Genomic DNA, 20,802 nt, shown 5'->3' with positions numbered 1-20,802 from the left:
AAAACAAAAAAGCCTCAAACAATGCTTGAGGCTTTTGAAGAGCGAAAGACGAGGCTCGAACTCGCGACAACCAGCTTGGAAGGCTGGAGCTCTACCAACTGAGCTACTTTCGCATTAACAGGGTGCAAATATAAATAATTTTAATTTCTAAAAAAATAAAAATCTAAAAATTATTTATTTTTAGAGCGAAAGACGAGGCTCGAACTCGCGACAACCAGCTTGGAAGGCTGGAGCTCTACCAACTGAGCTACTTTCGCATTGGTGGTGCAAATATAGAAAGAAAGTTCAGTTCAAAACAAGCTTTTTCGCAAAAAATTTCAATTAAAAACAACAATTATTTATAACTTATTTAAAATTAAAAAGTTATAAATGCAATATTTTTTAAAAAAATCATGATGACAATTAGAGAAATCACCTCAAAAGAAACTTTTATCGTTCGCCAACCAGTTTTAAGAGCGGGAAAACCAATTGAAAGTTGTATATTCGAAGGAGACGATTTAGAAACAACTCACCATTTTGGGTTATTTATTAATGAAAAATTAATAGGAATTATTTCCTTGTTTCAAAAAATCAACACTATATTTGCCGAGCAAAATCAAGCTCAAATTCGAGGAATGGCTGTGTTGGACACACACCAAAAAATGGGATTTGGAGAGGCTTTAGTTAGACATTGTGAAACCTACTGCAATGAAAATAAAGTTGATTTGATTTGGTTTAACGCCAGAACAGCTGCTGTTGGCTTTTATCAAAAAATGAATTACCAACCCCTAGGTAAAGCATTTGATATTAAAGACGTTGGCGAACATTATTTGATGTTTAAAAAAATATAACTATGAAAAAACTTTACTTTTTAGTAATAATATGCGTTGTTGTGGGGTGTAAAAAAGACACTCCAAAACCCGTTCTTGTCCCAAAAAAGGCGCCAGCAATCATACTTACTGATGAAAGAAAAGTTAATATCGACACTGCTACAATTGGCACATTTAAGAGTGAAACACTGAAACAATTCTACATAGCTTCTGAAAATCAAACCGTTTGGGGAAATCTCCAAAAGCGAAAATATGTATTGTCTCAATTGGAAAAATCAGACGAGTTAGGCTTGGAACCAGAAGATTACAAAGCTTCTCAATTAAAAAAATTTGAAGCCCGACTTAGCTCTCTTAGCGACAAAGATTTGGCTACTTACGACATTTTATTGACCTATAATTTCGAAAAATATTTAAATGATTTATACAAAGGAAAGTTAGATCCAAAAAAACTTTATGGCAACTGGGATCTAGAAGAAAAAACTTTTGATGTAAATAGCGTTTTGATTAAAGCTTTCAACAAAAACAAACTGGACAGTGTTGTTGACAATATCCAACCTAAAACTCAAGTTTACAAAGAGTTAATAAAAGCTTTAGAAATCATCAATAAATTTCCTGAGGACAATGTTCAAAATATTGAATCTGTCGAAAAAATCGTTTTAAACGACACCAATCCTGCATTAATAAACATAAAAAAAAGATTGCGATATTGGAATGATATGGTCGGAAGAGATAGTCTGACAAAGATATACGACAGTAAAACCTTTGAAGCGGTTAAAAAATTTCAGGAAAGGCATGGTTTAGCTGCAGACGGCGTTATAGGTGTGGGAACCGTTAAAGCTTTAAATTATTCTAAAGAAAAAAGGAAAGAACAGATTATCGCCAATTTAGAACGCTGGAGATGGTACCCAAGTGAATTTGCTGAAAATTATTTTATTATTAATATCCCTGATTACAGCTTGAATGTTGTTGAAAGTCAAGACACAACTTTGGTTAGAAATGTCGTTGTTGGAACCAGCAAAAGAAGAACTCCTGTTATTACTTCTGTATTAAAAACAGTAGTTTTTAATCCGACTTGGACGGTTCCTCCCACTATTTTAAAAGAAGATGTTGTTCCTGCAATGAAACGCAATAGAAATTATTTAGCCAAGAAAAACATCACAATTTTCGATTCATCAGGAAATGTTGTTGATCCCGTAAATTGGAATGAAAACAAACCTAATAATTATCGTTATGTACAAAGTCCGGGATATTCCAATTCTTTGGGCTTAATGAAAATCTTATTTCCAAACCATCATAGTGTTTACCTTCACGATACCAATCACCGCAATATTTTTGGACGAAATAATCGTTCCATGAGTTCTGGTTGTGTTCGTGTTGAAAATCCGCTGGAACTGGCGCAGCATATTTTAGATGTTGATGGAAATTGGCCTCAAGATAGAATTGATACTATTATTGCCACTAAAAAAACAATGAGTTTCAAGATAACTAAAAAATATGCTTTGTATCAGTGGTATTGGACAGCTTGGAGCAAAAAAAATCAGCTCTTGTTCAGAGCTGATATTTATAATCTAGATTCGGATTTATATGCTAAATTAAGAAATTAGCCTCTCTTCCATCGCGAAACTTCTTGATGGATGATAAATATATAAACACGATTTATCTTTTATTAATTGAATAATTTCATTTGTGATTCCAACAGGAAGAGCAGGGCACCCCTGGCTTCTACCTAATCGTTTGTGATCTCTAATGAACGATTCTGATACATAATCTGCACCATGCATTACAACACCTCTTTCGCGAGCATTGTCATTTACACCATTTTCCAAACCATCTAAACGTAGAGAAGCCCCATGTTTTCCTTGGTAAATTTCTCCTGTAGCGTAAAATCCTAAACTACTTTTGAAAGAAGAATTAAGATTAGAAAATGCTGAAGCAAATTCTTCTCCAGTATTTCTTCCGTGAGCTACAAGCGAATTATACAAAATGGTATTCGTTGTCAAATCAATAACCCACAAACGTTTCGTATTTGATGACAAACTAAAATCAATAAGAGTCAAGATATTTTTCTTGATAACTCCTCTCTCTTTCAACAAATAAAATCCTTTTAAAGCTTCCGAAAAAGTTTTAAGTTCAGGCATTTTAAAATTGTTTGAATTAAGGGCACTGTAAACGCTTTCGATTTTTGAATCAACAGTTACATTTTCAACTTTTGCAATCGTTTTTTCAGTAGCGTTCTTTTTTAGATCGGTAGTGTGATTAGTTTCTTTTCCAAAAGACAACAGTAAAAACACAAATAACGGATAAATCTTGTAAATCATTGAAATTCTTTAGGTTAAACAAAAATTTGGGTAAGGCAAAAGTAGAAAAAATTCATCCCTTGCAAAATACAACCCTGATTTTCAGGTCTTTTTTGCCTAAACTTTAACATAATTAACAAAAAAATGCCTTTTCTGTAAGATTTTATCTTACGCTTAAAAACCTAACATTTTGAGCTATTTCCTTAAAAAAAACCAAATTTTGTGGAAATTTTGAAACTTCAACTGTAACAAATAGAACAAAATGAAGTCTATAATTCCTATATTAAAGTACTTTTATAATTATTTCGTATAAAAACATAAATGAAAAAGCTGTTTTATCTTGGTTTTCTAATAGCAACTGTATGCAGTTATGGCCAGAAAAAATCAATTCGGGCACAAGTAACTTCTCATGCCATTTCTATTGACGGAAAACTAGACGAGCCAGCCTGGGAAAATGTACCGATCGCCACAGACTTTATTATGTTGGAACCAGACAATGGTAAAGCGATTCCGTACGAAAAGCGCACAGAGGTTAAAGTTGTATATAATAATGATGCGATTTATATTGGAGCCATGATGTATGATAACGAGCCTTCTAAAATTTTAAAAGAAATCTCTCAACGTGATAATTTTGGAACGGCAGATCTTTTTGGTGTCTTTATAAATGGTTTTAATGACGGACAACAGGACTTTATGTTTTACGTTTCTGCAGCCGACGTTCAGGGCGATTGTATTATGACCGATGCAAATGGAGAAGATTATTCTTGGGACGCCGTTTGGATCAGTAAAGCGGCTTTGACAGAAAAAGGATGGATTGTCGAAATGAAAATTCCTTACTCGGCACTACGTTTTTCGGGAGAAAACAAACAAATCTGGGGAATTAATTTCTTTAGAGAAATCAAACGTGAACGGTATAAATATACTTGGAATTTCGTCGATAGAAAGATAGGCACTTTTACTCAACAAGCGGGAACTTTAGAAGGAATTGAAAACATCAAACCTCCTACTCGATTGTTTTTTATGCCTTATGCCTCTTATTATTTGAACGCTTCTGACGGACAAAAAACATACGGAACAATTAAAGGCGGAATGGATATTAAATACGGTATAACTGATGCTTTTACAGTTGATGCCATTCTAATTCCAGATTTTGGACAAACAAAATATGATGATCAGATTTTAAATCTTGGCCCATTCGAACAGCAGTTTAACGAAAATAGAGCCTTTTTTACAGAAGGAACCGACTTATTTAGCAAAGGTGGTATTTTTTATTCACGAAGAATTGGCGGCACTCCATCAATCAATCCTTCGTTAAATGAAAATGAAGAAATTATAGAATTACCTGCTGCTGTAAACTTAGTAAATGCCTTAAAATTATCAGGAAGAACAAAAAACGGACTCGGAATCGGAGTTTTGAATGCCGTCACAGAAAAGACTTTTACTACTATAAAAAATACCGAAACTGGAGAATTAAGGCGTGAAATTGTTGAACCGCTTACCAATTATAATGTATTGGTTTTAGATCAGCGCTTTAGAAAAAACTCATCCGTTACTTTTATTAATACCAATGTAACTCGAAATGGTCATACTAGAGATGCAAACGTTACAGGGCTTGCTTGGGATTTAAACACAAAAGCAAATACTTATAGTTTATATGGAAATGTAAAATACAGCACAATAAACGACATTCAAGACAAAAATGGCTTTTATTCTACAATTGGTTTTGCTGAAACAAGCGGAAATTACAGATATAGTATAGGTTCTGATTTTGTTACCAAAGATTACGATCCGAATGATTTGGGTATTAATTTCTACACGAATTATTATAATTTTTACGGAAATGCCAATTACAGAATTCTAAATCCAACGAAGCGTTTTAATACTTTTAGGATCAACTATAATATGTATACCGAATTCAATAAAGAATCTGGAAAGCTTCAGGACAACAGCATCAATGCAAATCTGAATTTGACTACAGTAAAAAACAATTATTACGGAGGCGGAATCACTTTTTATCCTTTAGAAATCAACGATTATTACGAGCCTCGTGCCGAATACAGATACGTTACAATTCCGAGGAAAATAGAAAGCTGGGGAAGTATTTCAACCAATTACAATCATAAGTTCGCGATTGATTTAAATGGTACTTTTAATATATTTGATGAATCTGACCGTATGACATACGGCTTTGATATTGGTCCAAGATACCGTTTCAGTGATAAACTTTTGCTGACTTATTTCTTTAGTTATATTAGAAAAAACAACAATAAAGGCTACATCGATCAAATTGATGGCGACAATAATGAAAGTACGCCAAACGACATCATTTTTGCCAATCGAAACGTGATTACTTATTCTAATACTTTGGGAGGAAAATATGCCATAAATAGCGCCATGACAATTAATTTAGCCGTTCGTCAGTATTGGTCGTATGCTGATAATAAAGATATTTTAATTCTAGATCCAGACGGAGATCTTAGTACATACCCACAGTATACTGATAATAAAAATTCAAGTTTTTATTCTTGGAATGCCGATTTATCTTATTCTTGGTGGTTTGCTCCTGGAAGTCAGCTTTCTGCTTTATATCGAAATAATGCCGCTAATTTTGAGCGCATTATTGATAAAGATTTCAAACACAATGTTTCCGGACTTTTAAATAATGACGCATTAAAACACATCTTTTCTATAAGTGTCAAATACTTTATTGACTACAACGCCGTCAAAAATAAAGTCAGAAAGAGAGCTTAGCGTGAATTAATTTTAAAAAATAAAGAGTTCTTCAATTAATTTAATATTTTTTGTCAAGCTTCATTTTATTAAATATAAATGTCACAATCATTTCTTGCCTATTTTAGAAATGGCTTATCTTTGTAAAAAACAAAAAGTAATGAACAAAAAAGTTATCCTTATGATTTTAGATGGTTGGGGAAAATCTCCTGACCCTAAAGTATCTGCAATAGACAATGCAAATGTTCCTTTTATAAACAGTCTATACAAAAATTATCCAAGCGCACAACTTAGAACTGACGGATTAAATGTTGGTTTGCCAGAAGGACAAATGGGAAATAGCGAAGTTGGACACATGAATCTTGGTGCAGGAAGAATTGTATACCAAGATTTAGCCAAAATAAATTTAGCTGTAGAACACAAAACTTTAGCAAAAGAGCAAGTTTTAATTGATGCTTTTACTTACGCTAAAGACAACAATAAAAAAGTACACTTTTTAGGATTAGTTTCAGATGGTGGTGTTCACTCACATACTTCACACCTTCGCGGATTAATCGATGCTTCTCAAGAATATGGTTTAGATCAGGTTTATATTCACGCGTTTACAGACGGACGTGATGTTGACCCTAAATCTGGCGGAAAATACATTCACGATTTAGAAGATTATATCAAAGATACTCCAGTAAAAATCGCTTCTATCATCGGGCGTTACTATGCAATGGACCGTGACAAACGTTGGGAACGTGTAAAATTAGCTTACGATCTAGTTGTAAACGGTGTTGGAACTCCATCAACAAATGCTGTTGCAAGTGTTTTAGACAGCTACGCAAAAGATGTAACAGATGAATTTATCGAGCCAGTTGTTATTGTTGATGAAAATGCAAAACCTCTTGCTACAATTGTTGAAGGTGATGTTGTAATCTTCTTCAACTTTAGAACAGACAGAGGTCGTGAACTTACTGAGGCACTTTCTCAGCAAGATTTCCATGAGCAAAACATGCACAAACTAAACCTATATTATGTAACATTGACAAACTACGACGAAACGTATCAAAACGTAAAAGTGGTTTACAATAAAGATAATATTACCGAAACTCTTGGTGAAGTTTTAGAAAAAGCTGGTAAAAAACAAATCAGAATTGCTGAAACGGAGAAATATCCACACGTAACTTTCTTCTTTTCTGGAGGAAGAGAAACTCCTTTTGAAGGCGAATCTAGAATCTTAAGAAACTCTCCAAAAGTAGCAACTTACGATTTACAACCAGAAATGAGCGCTTACGAACTAGCTGATGCTCTTGTTCCTGAACTGAACAAAGGTGAAGTTGATTTCGTGTGTTTAAACTTCGCAAACGGAGACATGGTTGGTCACACTGGAATTATGGAAGCTGCAATTAAAGCTTGTGAAGCAGTTGACGCTTGCGCGAAAAAAGTAATCGACGCTGCTCTTGCTAATAATTACACTACAATCGTAATCGCAGATCACGGAAACTGCGAAACGATGATTAATCCTGATGGATCTCCAAACACTGCTCACACAACAAACCCAGTGCCAATTATTTTAGTTGACAAAGAATTGAAAAGCATTCAAGATGGTGTTTTAGGTGATATCGCTCCAACAATTTTAGAATTAATGGGAGTTCAACAGCCAAATGCAATGACTTGTCATTCGCTTTTGTAAAAGGTTTTTAAACCATATAAGTTATATAAGTTCATTTAAATTGAACTTAAAAAAAGAGGCAAATTTTAAAATTTGCCTCTTTTTGTTTTTACTCATTTTGTCATTGCGAGGAACGAAGCAACCGCACTTAGTAAATCGACAATTTGATGTGATTGCTTCGTTCCTCGCAATGACACAAGATTGCAGATATTACATTATAAAAAGATGATAAAGTTGCTCCACACCATAAATCACAAGACCAATAAAGCCTCCAACCAAAGTTCCGTTTATTCTAATATATTGAAGATCTTTCCCAATTTCTAATTCTAATTTCTCCGAAACTTCTTTTCCGTCCCAGCTTTTTACGGTTGACGAAATTAAATCTCCAATTACTTTTTTATTATTTAAAAGAACCGACAACAAATCGTTTTTAATGAAATTATTGATTTTATCAATCATAATTTGATCTTCTTTAATTCCGTTTCCAAAAGTCTGAATCAATCCTGCAATGCTATTTTTTATAGAAGAATCGTCACCTTTATCCAAGTCGTTTGTAATGGATAATTTTATTTCGTCCCAAATTCCGTTGATATAATCCTGAACTTCTTTTTTTCCAACAAAACCCAAAATAATATCATTGATTTTAATTCTCATTTCTTCTGAGTTTTTGACCTTTTCTAAGAAATTAAAAATGTATTCGTCAATTTTTAAACGCACGGCGCTTTCAGGCTTTTTAGCTTCATTCAAAAAATCCTGTAAACCATTAAAAACTCCTTCTGTAATCTTTTTGTCGGCCAATCCAAAACTCAACAACGGAGTCGACGCTTTTACTTTCTGTCTTATTAAATCTTTATTATTGCTGAGTTCGGTACTCATTACTTCAAGAAGATTGGTAAGCATTTCATCTTTTAAATTGCCTTTTTGTAAAGGTTCTAAAGCGACAGCAACCCAATTTCCGAAATTAACACCCTCTATTTTCTCTTTAAATTGAACCTGAATAAATCTTTTGACATCTTCATCTTTAATAGTTCTTAAAATTCCAGGAATAATATTTACGGCAACAACACTAGCTATTTTATTGGCATTTTCTTCCTGCGAAATCCAGTCTGAAGCCTTAACCGCAAAATTAAACTCATCTAGTTTAATTTCCATTTTTTCACGATCTAGAAATTCCTCCGAAACAAAATTTCCAAGGTTCTCTCCTATTTCATTTTTCTTGGTCGGAATAATTGCTGTGTGCCAAATCGGAATTCCCATCGGATGACGAAACAATGCCACAACAGCAAACCAATCGGCGATTCCGCCCACCATTGCCGCTTCACTAAAAGCCTGCAACATCGGAATTTTAAAATAAATCGCAATTAAAAACAATAACACTGCAATACCCAAAAGTCCCAAAGCATTTCTCTTCATTCTCTTAAGAGCCTTTACTTTTTCTATATCTCGATCTGTAATAGTTTCCATAATTATAAACGTTTGTACTACTAATTTACGGCTTTTTGCTGAAAATTTAAGTTAAAAAAGGGCTTGCCACGAATTACACGAATTGCACTAATTTCTGCTTTTTAAATTCTTAAATATTAATTCGTGTTAATTCGTGAAATTCGTGGCAAAAAAAATCACATGAAAATCACATGAAAAGTTGTACTTTTGCGAACTGAAAAATGGAAAAAATATGATTATCCAAAAAACTAGAGAAGAAATCGAATTAATGCGCGAAAGTGCTTTAATCGTATCAAAAACATTAGGAATGATTGCTTCTGAAATTAAAGAAGGAGTAACTACATTATATCTTGACAAATTAGCCGAAGAATTTATTCGTGATCACGGAGCTGTTCCAAGTTTCCTTGGATTGTACGATTTCCCGAATTCGCTTTGCATGAGCCCAAATGCTCAGGTTGTTCATGGTATTCCTAATAATGTTCCTCTAAAAAATGGTGATGTTATTTCGGTTGATTGTGGTGCTTTCAAAAATGGCTACCACGGAGATCACGCATACAGTTTCGAAATTGGAGAAGTTGCACCAGAAGTTAAAAAACTTTTACGCATTACTAAAGAATCTCTTTACGTTGGAATTAGAGAATTTAAAGCAGGAAATCGTGTGGAAGATGTTGGAAACGCGATTCAAAAATATACTGAAGCTCACGGTTACGGCGTAGTTCGTGAATTGGTTGGACATGGTGTTGGGCAAAAAATGCACGAAGAACCAGAAATGCCAAACTACGGAAAACGCGGTCGTGGAAAGCTTTTTGTTGAAGGAATGGTTGTAGCAATCGAACCAATGATCAACATGGGAACTAGAAACATCAAACAACTGAAAGACGGCTGGACAATCTTGACTGCTGACGGAAAACCTAGTGCACATTTTGAGCACGATGTAGCTTTAGTTGACGGAAAACCAGAATTATTATCTACTTTCCAATACATCTACAAAGCTTTAGGAATCGAAAGCAACGAAGAAGATGAGTTCAGACAAGTTCCTTTGGTATTGTAGTTATTAGCTGAGATTCTAAAATTAAAAAACATTCGAACTCCTGCAAGGTTTTCAAAACCTTGTAGGTGTCTTTTTTCAAACTTAAATACCTACAAGGTTTTGAAAACCTTGCAGGAAAACAAAAATATTTTGGAATAACCCCATGAAAAAACTTTTCAAATTAGTTTTAAATACAATCCCACGCCCATTATTAATTCGTTTAAGTTATGTAGCGCGTCCAATTTTAGCTTTCTCATTAAGAGGAGATAAATTTACTGATCCTATTGACGGAAAAAGCTTTAAATCGTTTTTGCCTTACGGATACGGAAAACAGCGCAATAATGTGCTTTCGCCAAGTACACTTTCTTTAGAAAGACACCGTTTACTTTGGTTGTATTTAAATGATCAAACTGATTTTTTTACGGCGCCTAAAAAAGTATTGCATTTTGCTCCGGAACAAGCTTTTTACAAAAGATTTCGCAAGCAGAAAAACCTTGATTATACGACAACAGATTTACTTTCGCCTTTGGCAGATGTAAAAGCAGATATCTGCAATTTACCTTTCAAGGACAATGAATATGACGTTATTTTATGTAATCACGTTTTAGAACATATCCCAGACGATACGAAAGCGATGCAGGAGTTATACCGAGTTTTAAAACCAGGCGGAATGGCAATTTTACAGATTCCTCAGGATTTATCTCGCGAAGTTACGTTTGCTGATGATTCGATTACAGATCAAAAAGAACGCGCTAAAATCTTCGGACAATACGATCACGTTCGTGTTTACGGACGCGATTATTTCGATAAATTAAGAAGCATTGGTTTTATTGTTATCGAAGAAGATTACACTAACAAAATTGCACCAGAATTGGTTGAAAAATACTGTTTAGCAAAAGGCGAAATTATTCCGCTTTGCTTTAAACAGGAAAACTAATTTTTCACCATATAAGTGATATAAGTTCATTTAAAAAGGAGTTTTCAAATTATTGATATTTTGAAAACTCTTTCTTTTTTTGCCCAAACCTAAATTATAAGCCTAACTAAATCCTACTATTTTGCAACCTACAAAACCATTTCAGTTCTGTTTTGACATCAGTTTTGAAAAAAATCTGAATGCCTATATTCCAACAGCGTATATAGTCGAAAACACTGGCGATATTAGATATCTGGACAAAAAAGCAACCAAAACCATCATTGAAAGTTTTGGTGTTGATTATGAAACTTTAGATCACAATTCAAAAAAGATTCTTACTATTTGCGAATCTCTAAAACCTGAATTTGTATTTAAAAAATTCAGCGCAAAAGTAAAATCAGCCAAAACAATTGCTGATTTGCAGAAAGATTCTAAAATTGATTTTGCTATTCGTCAGCATTTAAAACTCAATTTAAGTCCATTTTATAGTTTAATTGTTCAGGAACAATATCCACTTTCTATTGATTTAGGACCGGAAAAAGATTTTTATCGTTCGAGAGTCAGTATTGATCCTTTAGATTTTGAACCTCAGATTCAATTCGACAAACATTCAGAAGGAATCACTTATACGCTATCGTTAAAAGAAAATGAAACTACATTTTTGCCAATGGACAATAAAGTAGATATTCTTTCTGACGAACCGGGCTGGCTGATTGTCAATAAAAAACTTGGACAATTAAAGGAATTAAATGGCAAGAAACTGACTCCATTTTTAAAGAAAAAATCAATCGAAATTCCTTCAAAATTAGTAGATGATTATTTTAAAAATTTCATTCCAGAAATTGCAAAAAAAATAGACATTGAAGCTAATGGTTTCGAAATCGAACTTCGTGATCAAATTGCTTCTTGTACAATCCAACCTATTTTTGATTTCTTTAAAAACTGCTATTATCTCAATCTTTATTTTGATTATAACGGCTATTTTTTTGACGGAAGCAAAACTAAAAAAACACATTCTTTTGTGGATTACAGCGTAGCAAACGAACCTCGAATAATTCAGTTTAAACGAAGCGCTGATGAAAATTCATATATCGAAAAACTATCCGAAATTGGTTTAGAAAAAATTAAAAATGAGTTGTTTGGATTGAATTCTGATGCAGAAACTTCAGATCCTTATATCAACATTCAATTAATTATTGAACATAAAGAAAAGCTGAAAGATTTAGGTTTTACGATTGAAAACCTGAAACTGGAAAGTAAAGAAATCATTACTGAAAGCCATACTATTTCAGCTTCTAAAGAAACAACTGGAGATTGGTTTGACATTAAAATCATTATTACAGTTGGCAATTATAAAATTAATTTCAGCGAAATAATTCCAAACATAAAGAGCAAAGAAAGACTTTTTGCATTGCCTGATGGAAACTTTTTCTTGATTCCGCTTAAATGGTTTAGCAAGTATGGCTCTTTGGCAAAATTGGCCAAAACAGAAAATGGTGCTTTACTTTTACGAAAAAGCAATTTTACAGCTTTAGACGGAATATCAGAAATCGATAATGATCTAGATCAAATTCATCAAGCCGAATTTACAGCTTCAGATTTGATAAAAGCAACTTTAAGACCATATCAAATTGACGGAGTGAAATGGCTTTTAGGGCATTTCAACTCTAACATGGGAGCTTGCCTTGCCGATGATATGGGACTTGGAAAAACATTACAAACATTATCTGTTTTGGTTTCGGTACAAGAGCAATTAGGTTTTACAACCAAAACTACCAATTTTGATTTATTTGCCAACGAAACTACGATTGAAAGAGAACCATTAAAAGCATTGATCGTTCTACCTTCTTCGTTGGTTTTTAACTGGTTTAATGAAGCTGGAAAGTTTACGCCACATTTTTCGAAAATGCAATATGTTGGTAATGATAGAAAAATGTTGGCGAGCAGAATCAATTCAACCGATTTGATTTTTACGAGTTACAGCATTATTCACCGTGATATTTCAATTTTAGAAAAATACGATTTCCGTTATTTGATTTTAGACGAAAGTCAATACATCAAAAACAAAAACTCTAAGATTTTTAAAGCCATAAATAAAATTAGTACGGGACATAAAATTGCTTTGAGCGGTACGCCGATCGAAAATTCGCTAGACGATTTATGGTCACAAATGCAATTTATTAATCCAGAGATTCTAGGAAGTTATGCTTTCTTTATGGAGAATTTCAAAAATCCGATTGAGAAAAAGCAAAACGAAGAAGTTTTAACAGAATTAAAAAATCTTATCCAACCTTATATTTTAAGACGAACAAAAGAACAGGTTTTAAAAGATTTACCAGAATTGACCGAGCAGATTTATTACTGCGACATGGATCCTGAACAGGAAAAATTATACGAGAAAGAAAAATCTAAAGCTCGTAATTTCTTGCTTAAAACAGACGGATCTCCTGATAAAATTAGCATTATCAATACGTTGATGAAATTGCGACAATTGAGTAACCACCCAAAAATGGTTGATCAGGAATCGGAAATTGATTCTGGAAAATTTATCGCCGTTACCAATTATCTGGAAAACTTAGTAAAAGCAAAACAAAAAGTAATCATTTTCAGTTCGTTTGTTACCAATTTGAATTTCTATACCGATTGGTGCAAAGAAAATAAAATTGAATTCTGCGAAATTACAGGCGAAACACCTGCAGACAAAAGAGAACAGCAAGTAAAGAAGTTTCAAGAAAAAGAAAATCTGCTGTTATTCTTTATTTCGCTAAAAGCCGGAGGAGTTGGTTTGAATATTACAAAAGCATCTTATGTTTTATTCTTAGATCCGTGGTGGAATCCTTTTGCAGAAAAACAAGGCGTTGGACGAGCGCATAGAATTGGACAGTTGAATAAAGTCAATGTCATTCGATTTATTTCAAAAAATACAGTCGAGGAAAAAATCATCAAACTGCAGGAAAACAAAAAACTGTTGTCTGATTCTCTTTTAGAAGAAAGTTATATTAATGATGAAATTGAAGGCAACTTAGAATACATTTTAGGTTCTTAATTGTTAAACCCAATAGATTGGCATCTTTTTCGTTGTATAAAATTGTTATATTTACAAATCTTACAACGAAATACGATGCCAAAATTTTTATATACAAGCTTTATTTTCCTTTTTATTTTCACTTTCGCGAAAGCGCAGGAAAAAGAAATTGATCCTCCTTATAATATTAAAACGGTTTCATTTGTCCAGAATGGCAGTAATGTTGTTCCAATTTTCGAATTAGGATCTTCTTTTACTTTTCAGTTTGACGATTTATTTGGTAGTGAGGCTAATTATTATTTTGAAGTAATTCATTGCGATTACAACTGGAAGCCAACTGATATTCCAAAAACAGATTATATTTACGGTCAAGACAATCAAAGAATTACAGATTATTCCAATTCGTTTAATACTTTACAAGTTTATTCGCATTATAATCTTTCTTTTCCGAATCAATTCACAACCTCGTTACGTCTTTCGGGAAATTATATGCTTCGAATTCTTAATGAAGATAGAGAGGTCGTTTTTTCAAGAAAGTTCATTTTATTTGAAAATCATTCAACTGTTAGCGCTCAAGTAAAAAGAACCAGAAATCTAAGCAACATTGATTTCAAACAAAATCTTGATTTTGCAATAGCATCAAACGATATTACCTTTCAAACTCCTTTACAAAATGTAAAAGTGCTTTTATTACAAAATGGAAATTTTAATACCGTAATAAAAAATGTTCCTCCTCAATATACAATTGGCAATCAGCTGATTTATAAATACGATAAAGAAACACAATTTTGGGCTGGTAACGAATTTTTGTATTTCGAAAATAAAGACATTCGTGCCGCAAATAATTTTGTTGCCCGTATCGGTGCTAACAATGATATTTATAATGCTTTTTTGTATACGAATGCAGCAAGAGGAAATCAGATTTACACTCTGTATGAAGATGTAAACGGAAATTTTGTGGTAAAAAACATAAATGGCTCAAACAATGATATTGAAGCCGATTATGCCTGGGTTTATTTTTCACTTTCGGCGCCTGCTTTTAGGTTGAATAAGGACATTTACATAACAGGAATGTTCAACAATTACAGCCTCTCGCCAGAATATAAAATGGATTACAATACAGACAAAGGTGTTTTTGAAAAAGCCATCATGATCAAACAAGGTTTTACTAATTTTCAATATACAGTTGCCGACAAAAAAGGTGTTATTGATTATGAAAATGCTATCGATGGAAACTTTTATCAAACTGAAAATGAGTATACAATTTTAGTTTATTATAAAGAAGCAACCGATCGCTATCAGCGTGTAATTGGAAAAGGAAATGCAAACTCTATCAATATAGTCAACTAAAACAAATGTTAAGGTTCTAGTTTAAACGATTTTTTTTTGTAGCTTTGCCCTATAACACTCACATATATACGTCTTTAGTATGGTTTCTCAGATAACACGAGGCATAAAAATATCTGTTTTGACTAGTTTTGAAGGTACTTACTTCAAGAACTACAAGATTCATTTTGCTTTTAGTTATGTAGTTACAATCGAAAACCACAGTAAAGATTCGGTGCAGTTAACATCACGTCACTGGGAAATTTTTGATTCTCTAAACGACTTAGAAGTAGTAGATGGCGAAGGTGTAATTGGTAAAAAACCGGTTTTAAAACCTGGAGAAAATCATACTTATAGCTCAGGTTGTCTATTATCATCTCCATATGGAGCTATGAAAGGTCATTTTAATATGATCAATTTCACTACAACAAAAACATTCAAAGTAATTGTTCCTACTTTTAGAATGTGTGCACCATTTGCTTTGAACTAATTTATAGTTTAAGCAACATCCTTATTTTTATAAGAATTCTCTTTTGGCTGAATCATTGTAATTTTATGCAACTATTCTGTTAATTATCTTCTGACCCAAACTCTTTTCTATATTAAAATACAACTTTTTAATATTGTATTGTGATAAATTCAAATTATCATTTGTACTTTTGTAAAAAATTAAACAAATCGTAATTTTAAAATAATTTATCCCATGTTAAAAGGATTCTTTCATGTACCAAAAGCGGTAAACGAGCCTGTAAAAGGATACGCACCGAACTCACCAGAAAAAGCAGCTGTTCAGGCAGCTTACACCACAATGTGGAATTCTCAAATTGACGTTCCGTTACATATTGGAAGCGAAGAAATCAGAACTGGAAACACAAGAAATATTACAGCTCCGCATGATCACCAACACGTTGTTGGAAAATATCATTTAGCTGAAAAACAACATATTGAAAAAGCGATTGCAAATGCACTTGAATCAAGAAAAGCATGGGCAAATATGGCATGGGAACAACGTGCTGCTATTTTCTTAAAAGCTGCAGAACTTATCGCAGGACCATACAGAGCACGTATTAACGCTGCAACAATGATTGGTCAATCTAAAAATATTCATCAGGCAGAAATCGATGCTTCTTGCGAGTTAATCGACTTTTTACGTTACAATGTTGAGTTTATGACTCAAATCTACAACGATCAGCCAAAATCAGATTCTACTGTTTGGAATCGTGTAGAATACAGACCATTAGAAGGTTTTGTTTACGCAATTACTCCATTTAACTTTACAGCTATCGCTGCAAACCTTCCTGCAAGTGCTGCATTAATGGGTAACGTAGTTATCTGGAAACCAAGTGACAGCCAAGTATTTTCTACTAAAATCATTTTGGAAGTTTTCAAAGAAGCAGGAGTTCCTGATGGCGTTATCAATGTCGTTTTCGGAGACGCTTTAATGATTACAGATACTGTTTTAGCAAGCCGCGATTTTGCAGGAGTTCACTTTACAGGATCAACTCACGTATTTAAAGATATCTGGGCTAAAATTGGTGCAAACATTCACAATTACAAAACATATCCAAGAATTGTTGGAGAAACTGGAGGTAAAGATTTTATCATCGCTCACCCAAGTGCAAACGTAAAACAAGTGGTTACTGGAATTACTCGTGGAGCATTTGAATTTCAAGGACAAAAATGTTCTGCTGCTTCTAGAGCTTATATCCCACAAAGTTTATGGCCAGCTGTAAAAGAGCAATTAATTGCTGATGTTAAATCGATGAAAATGGGTTCTCCAGAAGATTTCGGAAACTTCGTTACAGCAGTTATTCACGAAGGTTCTTTTGACAAATTGGCTAGTTATATTGACCAAGCTAAAAAAGATGCAGACGCTGAAATCATCGTTGGAGGAAATTACGACAAATCTGTAGGATACTTTGTTGAACCTACGGTTATTGTAACTACAAATCCAAAATACACCACAATGGAAACTGAGTTGTTTGGACCAGTTATTACAATTTATGTTTACGAAGATGCAAAATGGGAAGAAACTTTAGAATTGGTTGACACTACTTCTGAGTACGCTTTAACAGGAGCTGTATTTAGCCAAGATCGTTATGCTATTGAAGTTGCTACAACTAAATTGCAAAACGCTGCAGGAAACTTCTATATTAATGACAAACCAACAGGAGCTGTTGTAGGAATGCAACCATTTGGTGGAGCGAGAGCTTCTGGAACTAATGATAAAGCAGGTTCTGCAATGAACTTATTGCGTTGGGTTTCTGCAAGAACAATCAAAGAAACTTTTGTAACTCCAGAAGATTACAGATACCCATTCTTAGGTTAATCTAGTTTTCAGATTTCATTTTTGCTAATCTGATTGATATAAGTAAAAGCCGATTCTTAAAAAAGAATCGGCTTTTTGTTTTAAGCTATCAAGTCTAATTGCCTATTTAAAAATTGTAATACTTTTCTTATTTATTTAAAAATCAATGCTTTAAAAAACATATCTGTCTTATATTGACATTTTAAAAGCTTTTAGTGCCTCTTTTAAAAATCACATCCTTATAATTTTGTTTCACTATAAATCTGTAAAAGCCAATTTTAAAAAACAGTATAAGTATGAGAAATTTAAACAATGTACCGAAGGTAATAATGGAATCAAAAAGTATTGGATCTCCAATTAACTTTAAATGGACAAAAAAGAAAATAAATGATCTTCTAGATCCTATCGAAGGAAACGATGATTTGGAAAGTACGCTAATGCAAATTAATCATAAAGGCTCTATAGGCTTAACTGCTGCTTTGCTAGAATGGGTTTACTGGCGATTCACAGGTTACACGCAAGCTACGAATGACACTCAAAAACGAATAGAAGCATTGTGGTGTTCTATTAACGACAAAGAACAAACGAATCCTTTATTATTTGACACTGATTTTGATACCCCTGTGACAGGCTCAGTAAATGGTGCTCTATGGATTGCATTGATGAATGTCAGAATGATTGATGTTCGATACAGAAAAGGTTCGTATTTTTTACAAAATGAACTTGTTGGCTTGGTGCTATTAGCGAGACATATTACACCTAAAAAGAAAAAATTTGATACTTGGTTTAGTGAAACCATCTATGACTTAATGCATACACATCCAAATCCTTACAGAAACAAAGAATTAGATCAATCAGACGAAGCTGTTTACAACTCTTCAAACGAACCTGTAATTTCTCGCGAGTATTTTTTTGATGCAGCATTTACTTATTCAAGTGAAGCATCAGAAAATGCTATTCACAATTTCATTGATAATTTAGACCACAAGTCCAATGCTTTTTTGAATTTTTCTAAAAAAGCTTCTTAATTTTTATCGTTTGTTTTTAATTTTTAGATAACCCGACAGGAGTAGTTTCTTGTCGGGTTATTTTTTTATACAAAAAGTACCTTATTCTACTATTTTTTAAACTTTTAGGGCACGAAATCGATGTAGTAAATATCTTACTTTGTAAAAAATTAAAATTATGAGAAATTTTTTTACTTTACTATCTATTACTTGCCTTCTATTCATCTCTTGTAGCGAAGAAAGCAGTTCATCTCAAAAAAATGAACACAATGAGGCCATTTGTACTATCAAAAAATAATGAACGTCTAACATGGAACAACATTCAAGTTGGTGAGACTTTAAAACTTGACATTAAAATTCAAAACTTTGATTCTTCTGCTGATGTTATTTATGTACTAAAACCCATTACCTCAGATGCTACAAAACATCAGCAAAACAAAATTGATTACAACTTTCAACAAGAGGTGCAAATTGCTTCGCAAAATTCTTCAAAAGATAGTATTCTAGTTAAAAAAACTCAAGATAGTATTATAATAAAAAAATCTAGTTCGTCCTTTTTTGTGGCAATTTTAAAACCAGGCAATTTTAAAACCAGGCTAATTTTACCCAACAATACGAATTGCGAAAAATGCGATTAAACAAATATGTTGCTGGGTCTACACAAGAACTTTTATTCTCTGCCGTAAAAATTGATGTTTATACTTGGAATGAACAGACCGATAATTCTACCATGTTTTCAAGCTCAAAACATAGCCGTTACTATGAGTTTACAATCGATGATGGAGACCAGACAAACGACACGTATCTAACAAATAGTGATTCTAAACAAAATAGCTATCAGGCATTGTACAATAATAAAAAATATGATGGAAATATTGTAATAAATAAACCGATGACGTTTAGTGACAAAGTTAATACTGAAAAAGGGGCACAAGTTGTTCCCTCTTGGATATTATCTGAACTCAAAATAATACAAAAAAGGAATCACGAACCAGACAATATTATTACATATAATGATCTAACTATCAAACAAAAATAACAATCGTATAATAATTTAACTATGAAAGACAAAATGAAAAAAACAGCCTTTTTAGCATTTGTAATCTGTGGAACATTCTTGACATCTTGCAGCAACGATGACAGTAAAGACAAGAATACAAATGGTTCTCTGGATAAATTGCAGCCTGTAACTTTTGCATCAAAACCAGACAATGTATTAAGCTCAAAAAAAACAGGAGCACAAGAATTAAATCCTACAACTGGAAATAATGAGTACGTTTATCTTACTACCGTAGAAAAGCAAACTACATTATCTCCGCTTTCAATTATTAATGAATCAAACCTAGATGTTATTTATCCCGGAAGCATTTTACGTGGTTCTAGCTTTATGAACGCAACTTATGATCCAATGGTTTTGAAAAACTCTTTCAAACCTGTTACATTATCTATGTCACTAAGAGGTGATTTATCTGTTAGTGCAAACACCCTACCAATACCTAGTGAAGTAAATACTGTAATTAATGGCCTTGTAAGTAAAAACAAAAATCTTATTGACTTTAATGCAGTTCCAACTTACTATGAATTTCAAAGTGATGAAATAACCACAGAAGATAGCTTTAAGAAAGCATTAGATGCTCATTTAAATGTAAATGTTTTAGGCGGATTAGTAAAAGCCAATTTTGGATATACACAAAACAGCGGATCCACAGCTACCACTTCACATGTAATGGTTAAAGTAAGACAACGTTTGTATAGTATGACTATAGATCCTAAGTACTACACAGATTGGATTGATGGCGAAATCAATGATAATAATTTTGGAACTCATGAACCCGTTTATGTGAGTAATGTCGATTATGGAAGGGTCGCTTATATACTAATTGAAACCACCAAAGACGAAACTTACAATAACAAGATGGTTAAAGCTGCAGTAGGAGTTGCGTTAAAAGTAGTTGATATAGGAGTTGATGTATCTTATTCTGAAGAATTTAAAAAATTATTTGCACAAAATAAAGTAAAAGTCATGATTGTTGGTGGCCCCTTAGCATTAGGAGGAAAAGTGACTGATTACAATAGTTTTGTGGAGTTTTTAAAATCTCCTTCTTCCGCTGATTTAGTTTCTTCATCAGCACCAATATCTTATAAAATAAGAAGGTTAAAAGACAATACAGAAGTTGAAGTAAAAGATATGTACACTTCACAATTCAAAGAATTAAAAGCAAACTAAAATTTTAAATTATCAAAGCCAATCTCT

General features: G+C 33.1%; 16 protein-coding genes and 2 tRNA genes. 14 read left to right on the top strand and 4 right to left on the bottom strand.

Annotation, left to right across the window (positions count from 1 at the left end):
- Positions 1-40: 40 nt before the first annotated feature.
- Together K6T82_RS19460 and K6T82_RS19455 are read right to left on the bottom strand one after the other, a co-directional pair.
- Positions 41-113, bottom strand: a tRNA-Gly gene (locus tag K6T82_RS19460).
- A gap of 71 nt (positions 114-184) precedes the next feature.
- Positions 185-257 (bottom strand) — tRNA-Gly (locus tag K6T82_RS19455).
- A 135-nt stretch (positions 258-392) separates the two neighbouring features.
- Here K6T82_RS19455 and K6T82_RS19450 point away from each other — a divergent pair.
- Both K6T82_RS19450 and K6T82_RS19445 read left to right on the top strand, forming a co-directional pair.
- Positions 393-830 (top strand): GNAT family N-acetyltransferase, encoded by a 438-nt coding sequence (locus K6T82_RS19450; protein WP_223709663.1) that lies wholly within the window; start codon positions 393-395, stop codon positions 828-830.
- Positions 831-832: 2 nt separating this feature from the next.
- Positions 833-2,413, top strand: coding sequence for a L,D-transpeptidase family protein (locus K6T82_RS19445; protein ID WP_223709653.1), 1,581 nt, complete (start codon positions 833-835; stop codon positions 2,411-2,413).
- On the opposite strand, the gene K6T82_RS19440 is transcribed toward K6T82_RS19445, so the two are convergent.
- The gene (locus K6T82_RS19440) at positions 2,402-3,127 is read right to left on the bottom strand and encodes a murein L,D-transpeptidase catalytic domain family protein (protein WP_223709651.1); all 726 of its coding nucleotides are present in this window, start codon (positions 3,125-3,127) and stop codon (positions 2,402-2,404) included. The two genes, K6T82_RS19445 and K6T82_RS19440, sit on opposite strands and share 12 nt — an antisense overlap.
- Before the next feature lie 300 nt (positions 3,128-3,427).
- Between K6T82_RS19440 and K6T82_RS19435 the strand changes: the two genes are divergently transcribed.
- Positions 3,428-5,857, top strand: a complete 2,430-nt coding sequence (locus K6T82_RS19435) for a DUF5916 domain-containing protein (protein WP_223709648.1) — start codon at positions 3,428-3,430, stop codon at positions 5,855-5,857.
- Between the two features lie 139 nt (positions 5,858-5,996).
- Positions 5,997-7,514 (top strand): 2,3-bisphosphoglycerate-independent phosphoglycerate mutase, encoded by a 1,518-nt coding sequence (gpmI, locus tag K6T82_RS19430; protein ID WP_223709646.1) that lies wholly within the window; start codon positions 5,997-5,999, stop codon positions 7,512-7,514.
- Positions 7,515-7,703: 189 nt separating this feature from the next.
- Here the strand turns inward: gpmI and K6T82_RS19425 are convergent, their stop codons facing one another.
- Complete coding sequence (locus tag K6T82_RS19425) at positions 7,704-8,957, bottom strand: DUF445 domain-containing protein (RefSeq protein WP_223709644.1); 1,254 nt, start codon at positions 8,955-8,957, stop codon at positions 7,704-7,706.
- 211 nt (positions 8,958-9,168) lie between these two features.
- Between K6T82_RS19425 and map the strand changes: the two genes are divergently transcribed.
- The 10 genes from map to K6T82_RS19375 all read left to right on the top strand — a co-directional run bounded on the left by map (position 9,169) and on the right by K6T82_RS19375 (position 20,775).
- Complete coding sequence (map, locus tag K6T82_RS19420; protein ID WP_223709641.1) at positions 9,169-9,987, top strand: type I methionyl aminopeptidase; 819 nt, start codon at positions 9,169-9,171, stop codon at positions 9,985-9,987.
- A 142-nt stretch (positions 9,988-10,129) separates the two neighbouring features.
- Complete coding sequence (locus K6T82_RS19415) at positions 10,130-10,903, top strand: class I SAM-dependent methyltransferase (RefSeq protein WP_223709632.1); 774 nt, start codon at positions 10,130-10,132, stop codon at positions 10,901-10,903.
- Positions 10,904-11,024: 121 nt separating this feature from the next.
- The gene (locus tag K6T82_RS19410) at positions 11,025-13,928 is read left to right on the top strand and encodes a DEAD/DEAH box helicase (RefSeq protein WP_223709629.1); all 2,904 of its coding nucleotides are present in this window, start codon (positions 11,025-11,027) and stop codon (positions 13,926-13,928) included.
- 75 nt (positions 13,929-14,003) lie between these two features.
- A complete protein-coding gene (locus K6T82_RS19405) occupies positions 14,004-15,257 on the top strand; it encodes a type IX secretion system plug protein (protein WP_223709627.1) in 1,254 nt (417 codons plus the stop codon).
- A gap of 79 nt (positions 15,258-15,336) precedes the next feature.
- Positions 15,337-15,723 carry a Co2+/Mg2+ efflux protein ApaG gene (apaG, locus tag K6T82_RS19400; protein WP_008467225.1) on the top strand — a complete coding sequence of 129 codons (387 nt, stop codon included), beginning with the start codon at positions 15,337-15,339 and terminating at the stop codon, positions 15,721-15,723.
- 213 nt (positions 15,724-15,936) lie between these two features.
- Positions 15,937-17,562, top strand: coding sequence for an L-glutamate gamma-semialdehyde dehydrogenase (gene pruA / locus K6T82_RS19395; RefSeq protein WP_223709625.1), 1,626 nt, complete (start codon positions 15,937-15,939; stop codon positions 17,560-17,562).
- A 275-nt stretch (positions 17,563-17,837) separates the two neighbouring features.
- Complete coding sequence (locus K6T82_RS19390; RefSeq protein WP_223709622.1) at positions 17,838-18,569, top strand: hypothetical protein; 732 nt, start codon at positions 17,838-17,840, stop codon at positions 18,567-18,569.
- Positions 18,570-18,817: 248 nt separating this feature from the next.
- Positions 18,818-19,186 carry a hypothetical protein gene (locus K6T82_RS19385; RefSeq protein WP_223709620.1) on the top strand — a complete coding sequence of 123 codons (369 nt, stop codon included), beginning with the start codon at positions 18,818-18,820 and terminating at the stop codon, positions 19,184-19,186.
- Positions 19,177-19,587, top strand: a complete 411-nt coding sequence (locus tag K6T82_RS19380; protein WP_223709618.1) for a hypothetical protein — start codon at positions 19,177-19,179, stop codon at positions 19,585-19,587. Before K6T82_RS19385 ends, K6T82_RS19380 begins: the two co-directional genes overlap by 10 nt.
- Positions 19,588-19,620: 33 nt before the next feature.
- Entirely contained in the window at positions 19,621-20,775 is a 1,155-nt protein-coding gene (locus K6T82_RS19375) for a thiol-activated cytolysin family protein (protein WP_223709617.1), read from the top strand.
- Positions 20,776-20,802: the final 27 nt, after the last annotated feature.

Origin of the sequence: Flavobacterium potami, from assembly GCF_020026915.1 — a bacterium.
Taxonomy (GTDB): Bacteria; Bacteroidota; Bacteroidia; order Flavobacteriales; family Flavobacteriaceae; genus Flavobacterium; species Flavobacterium potami.
This window is presented reverse-complemented; position numbering and strand designations above follow the sequence as displayed.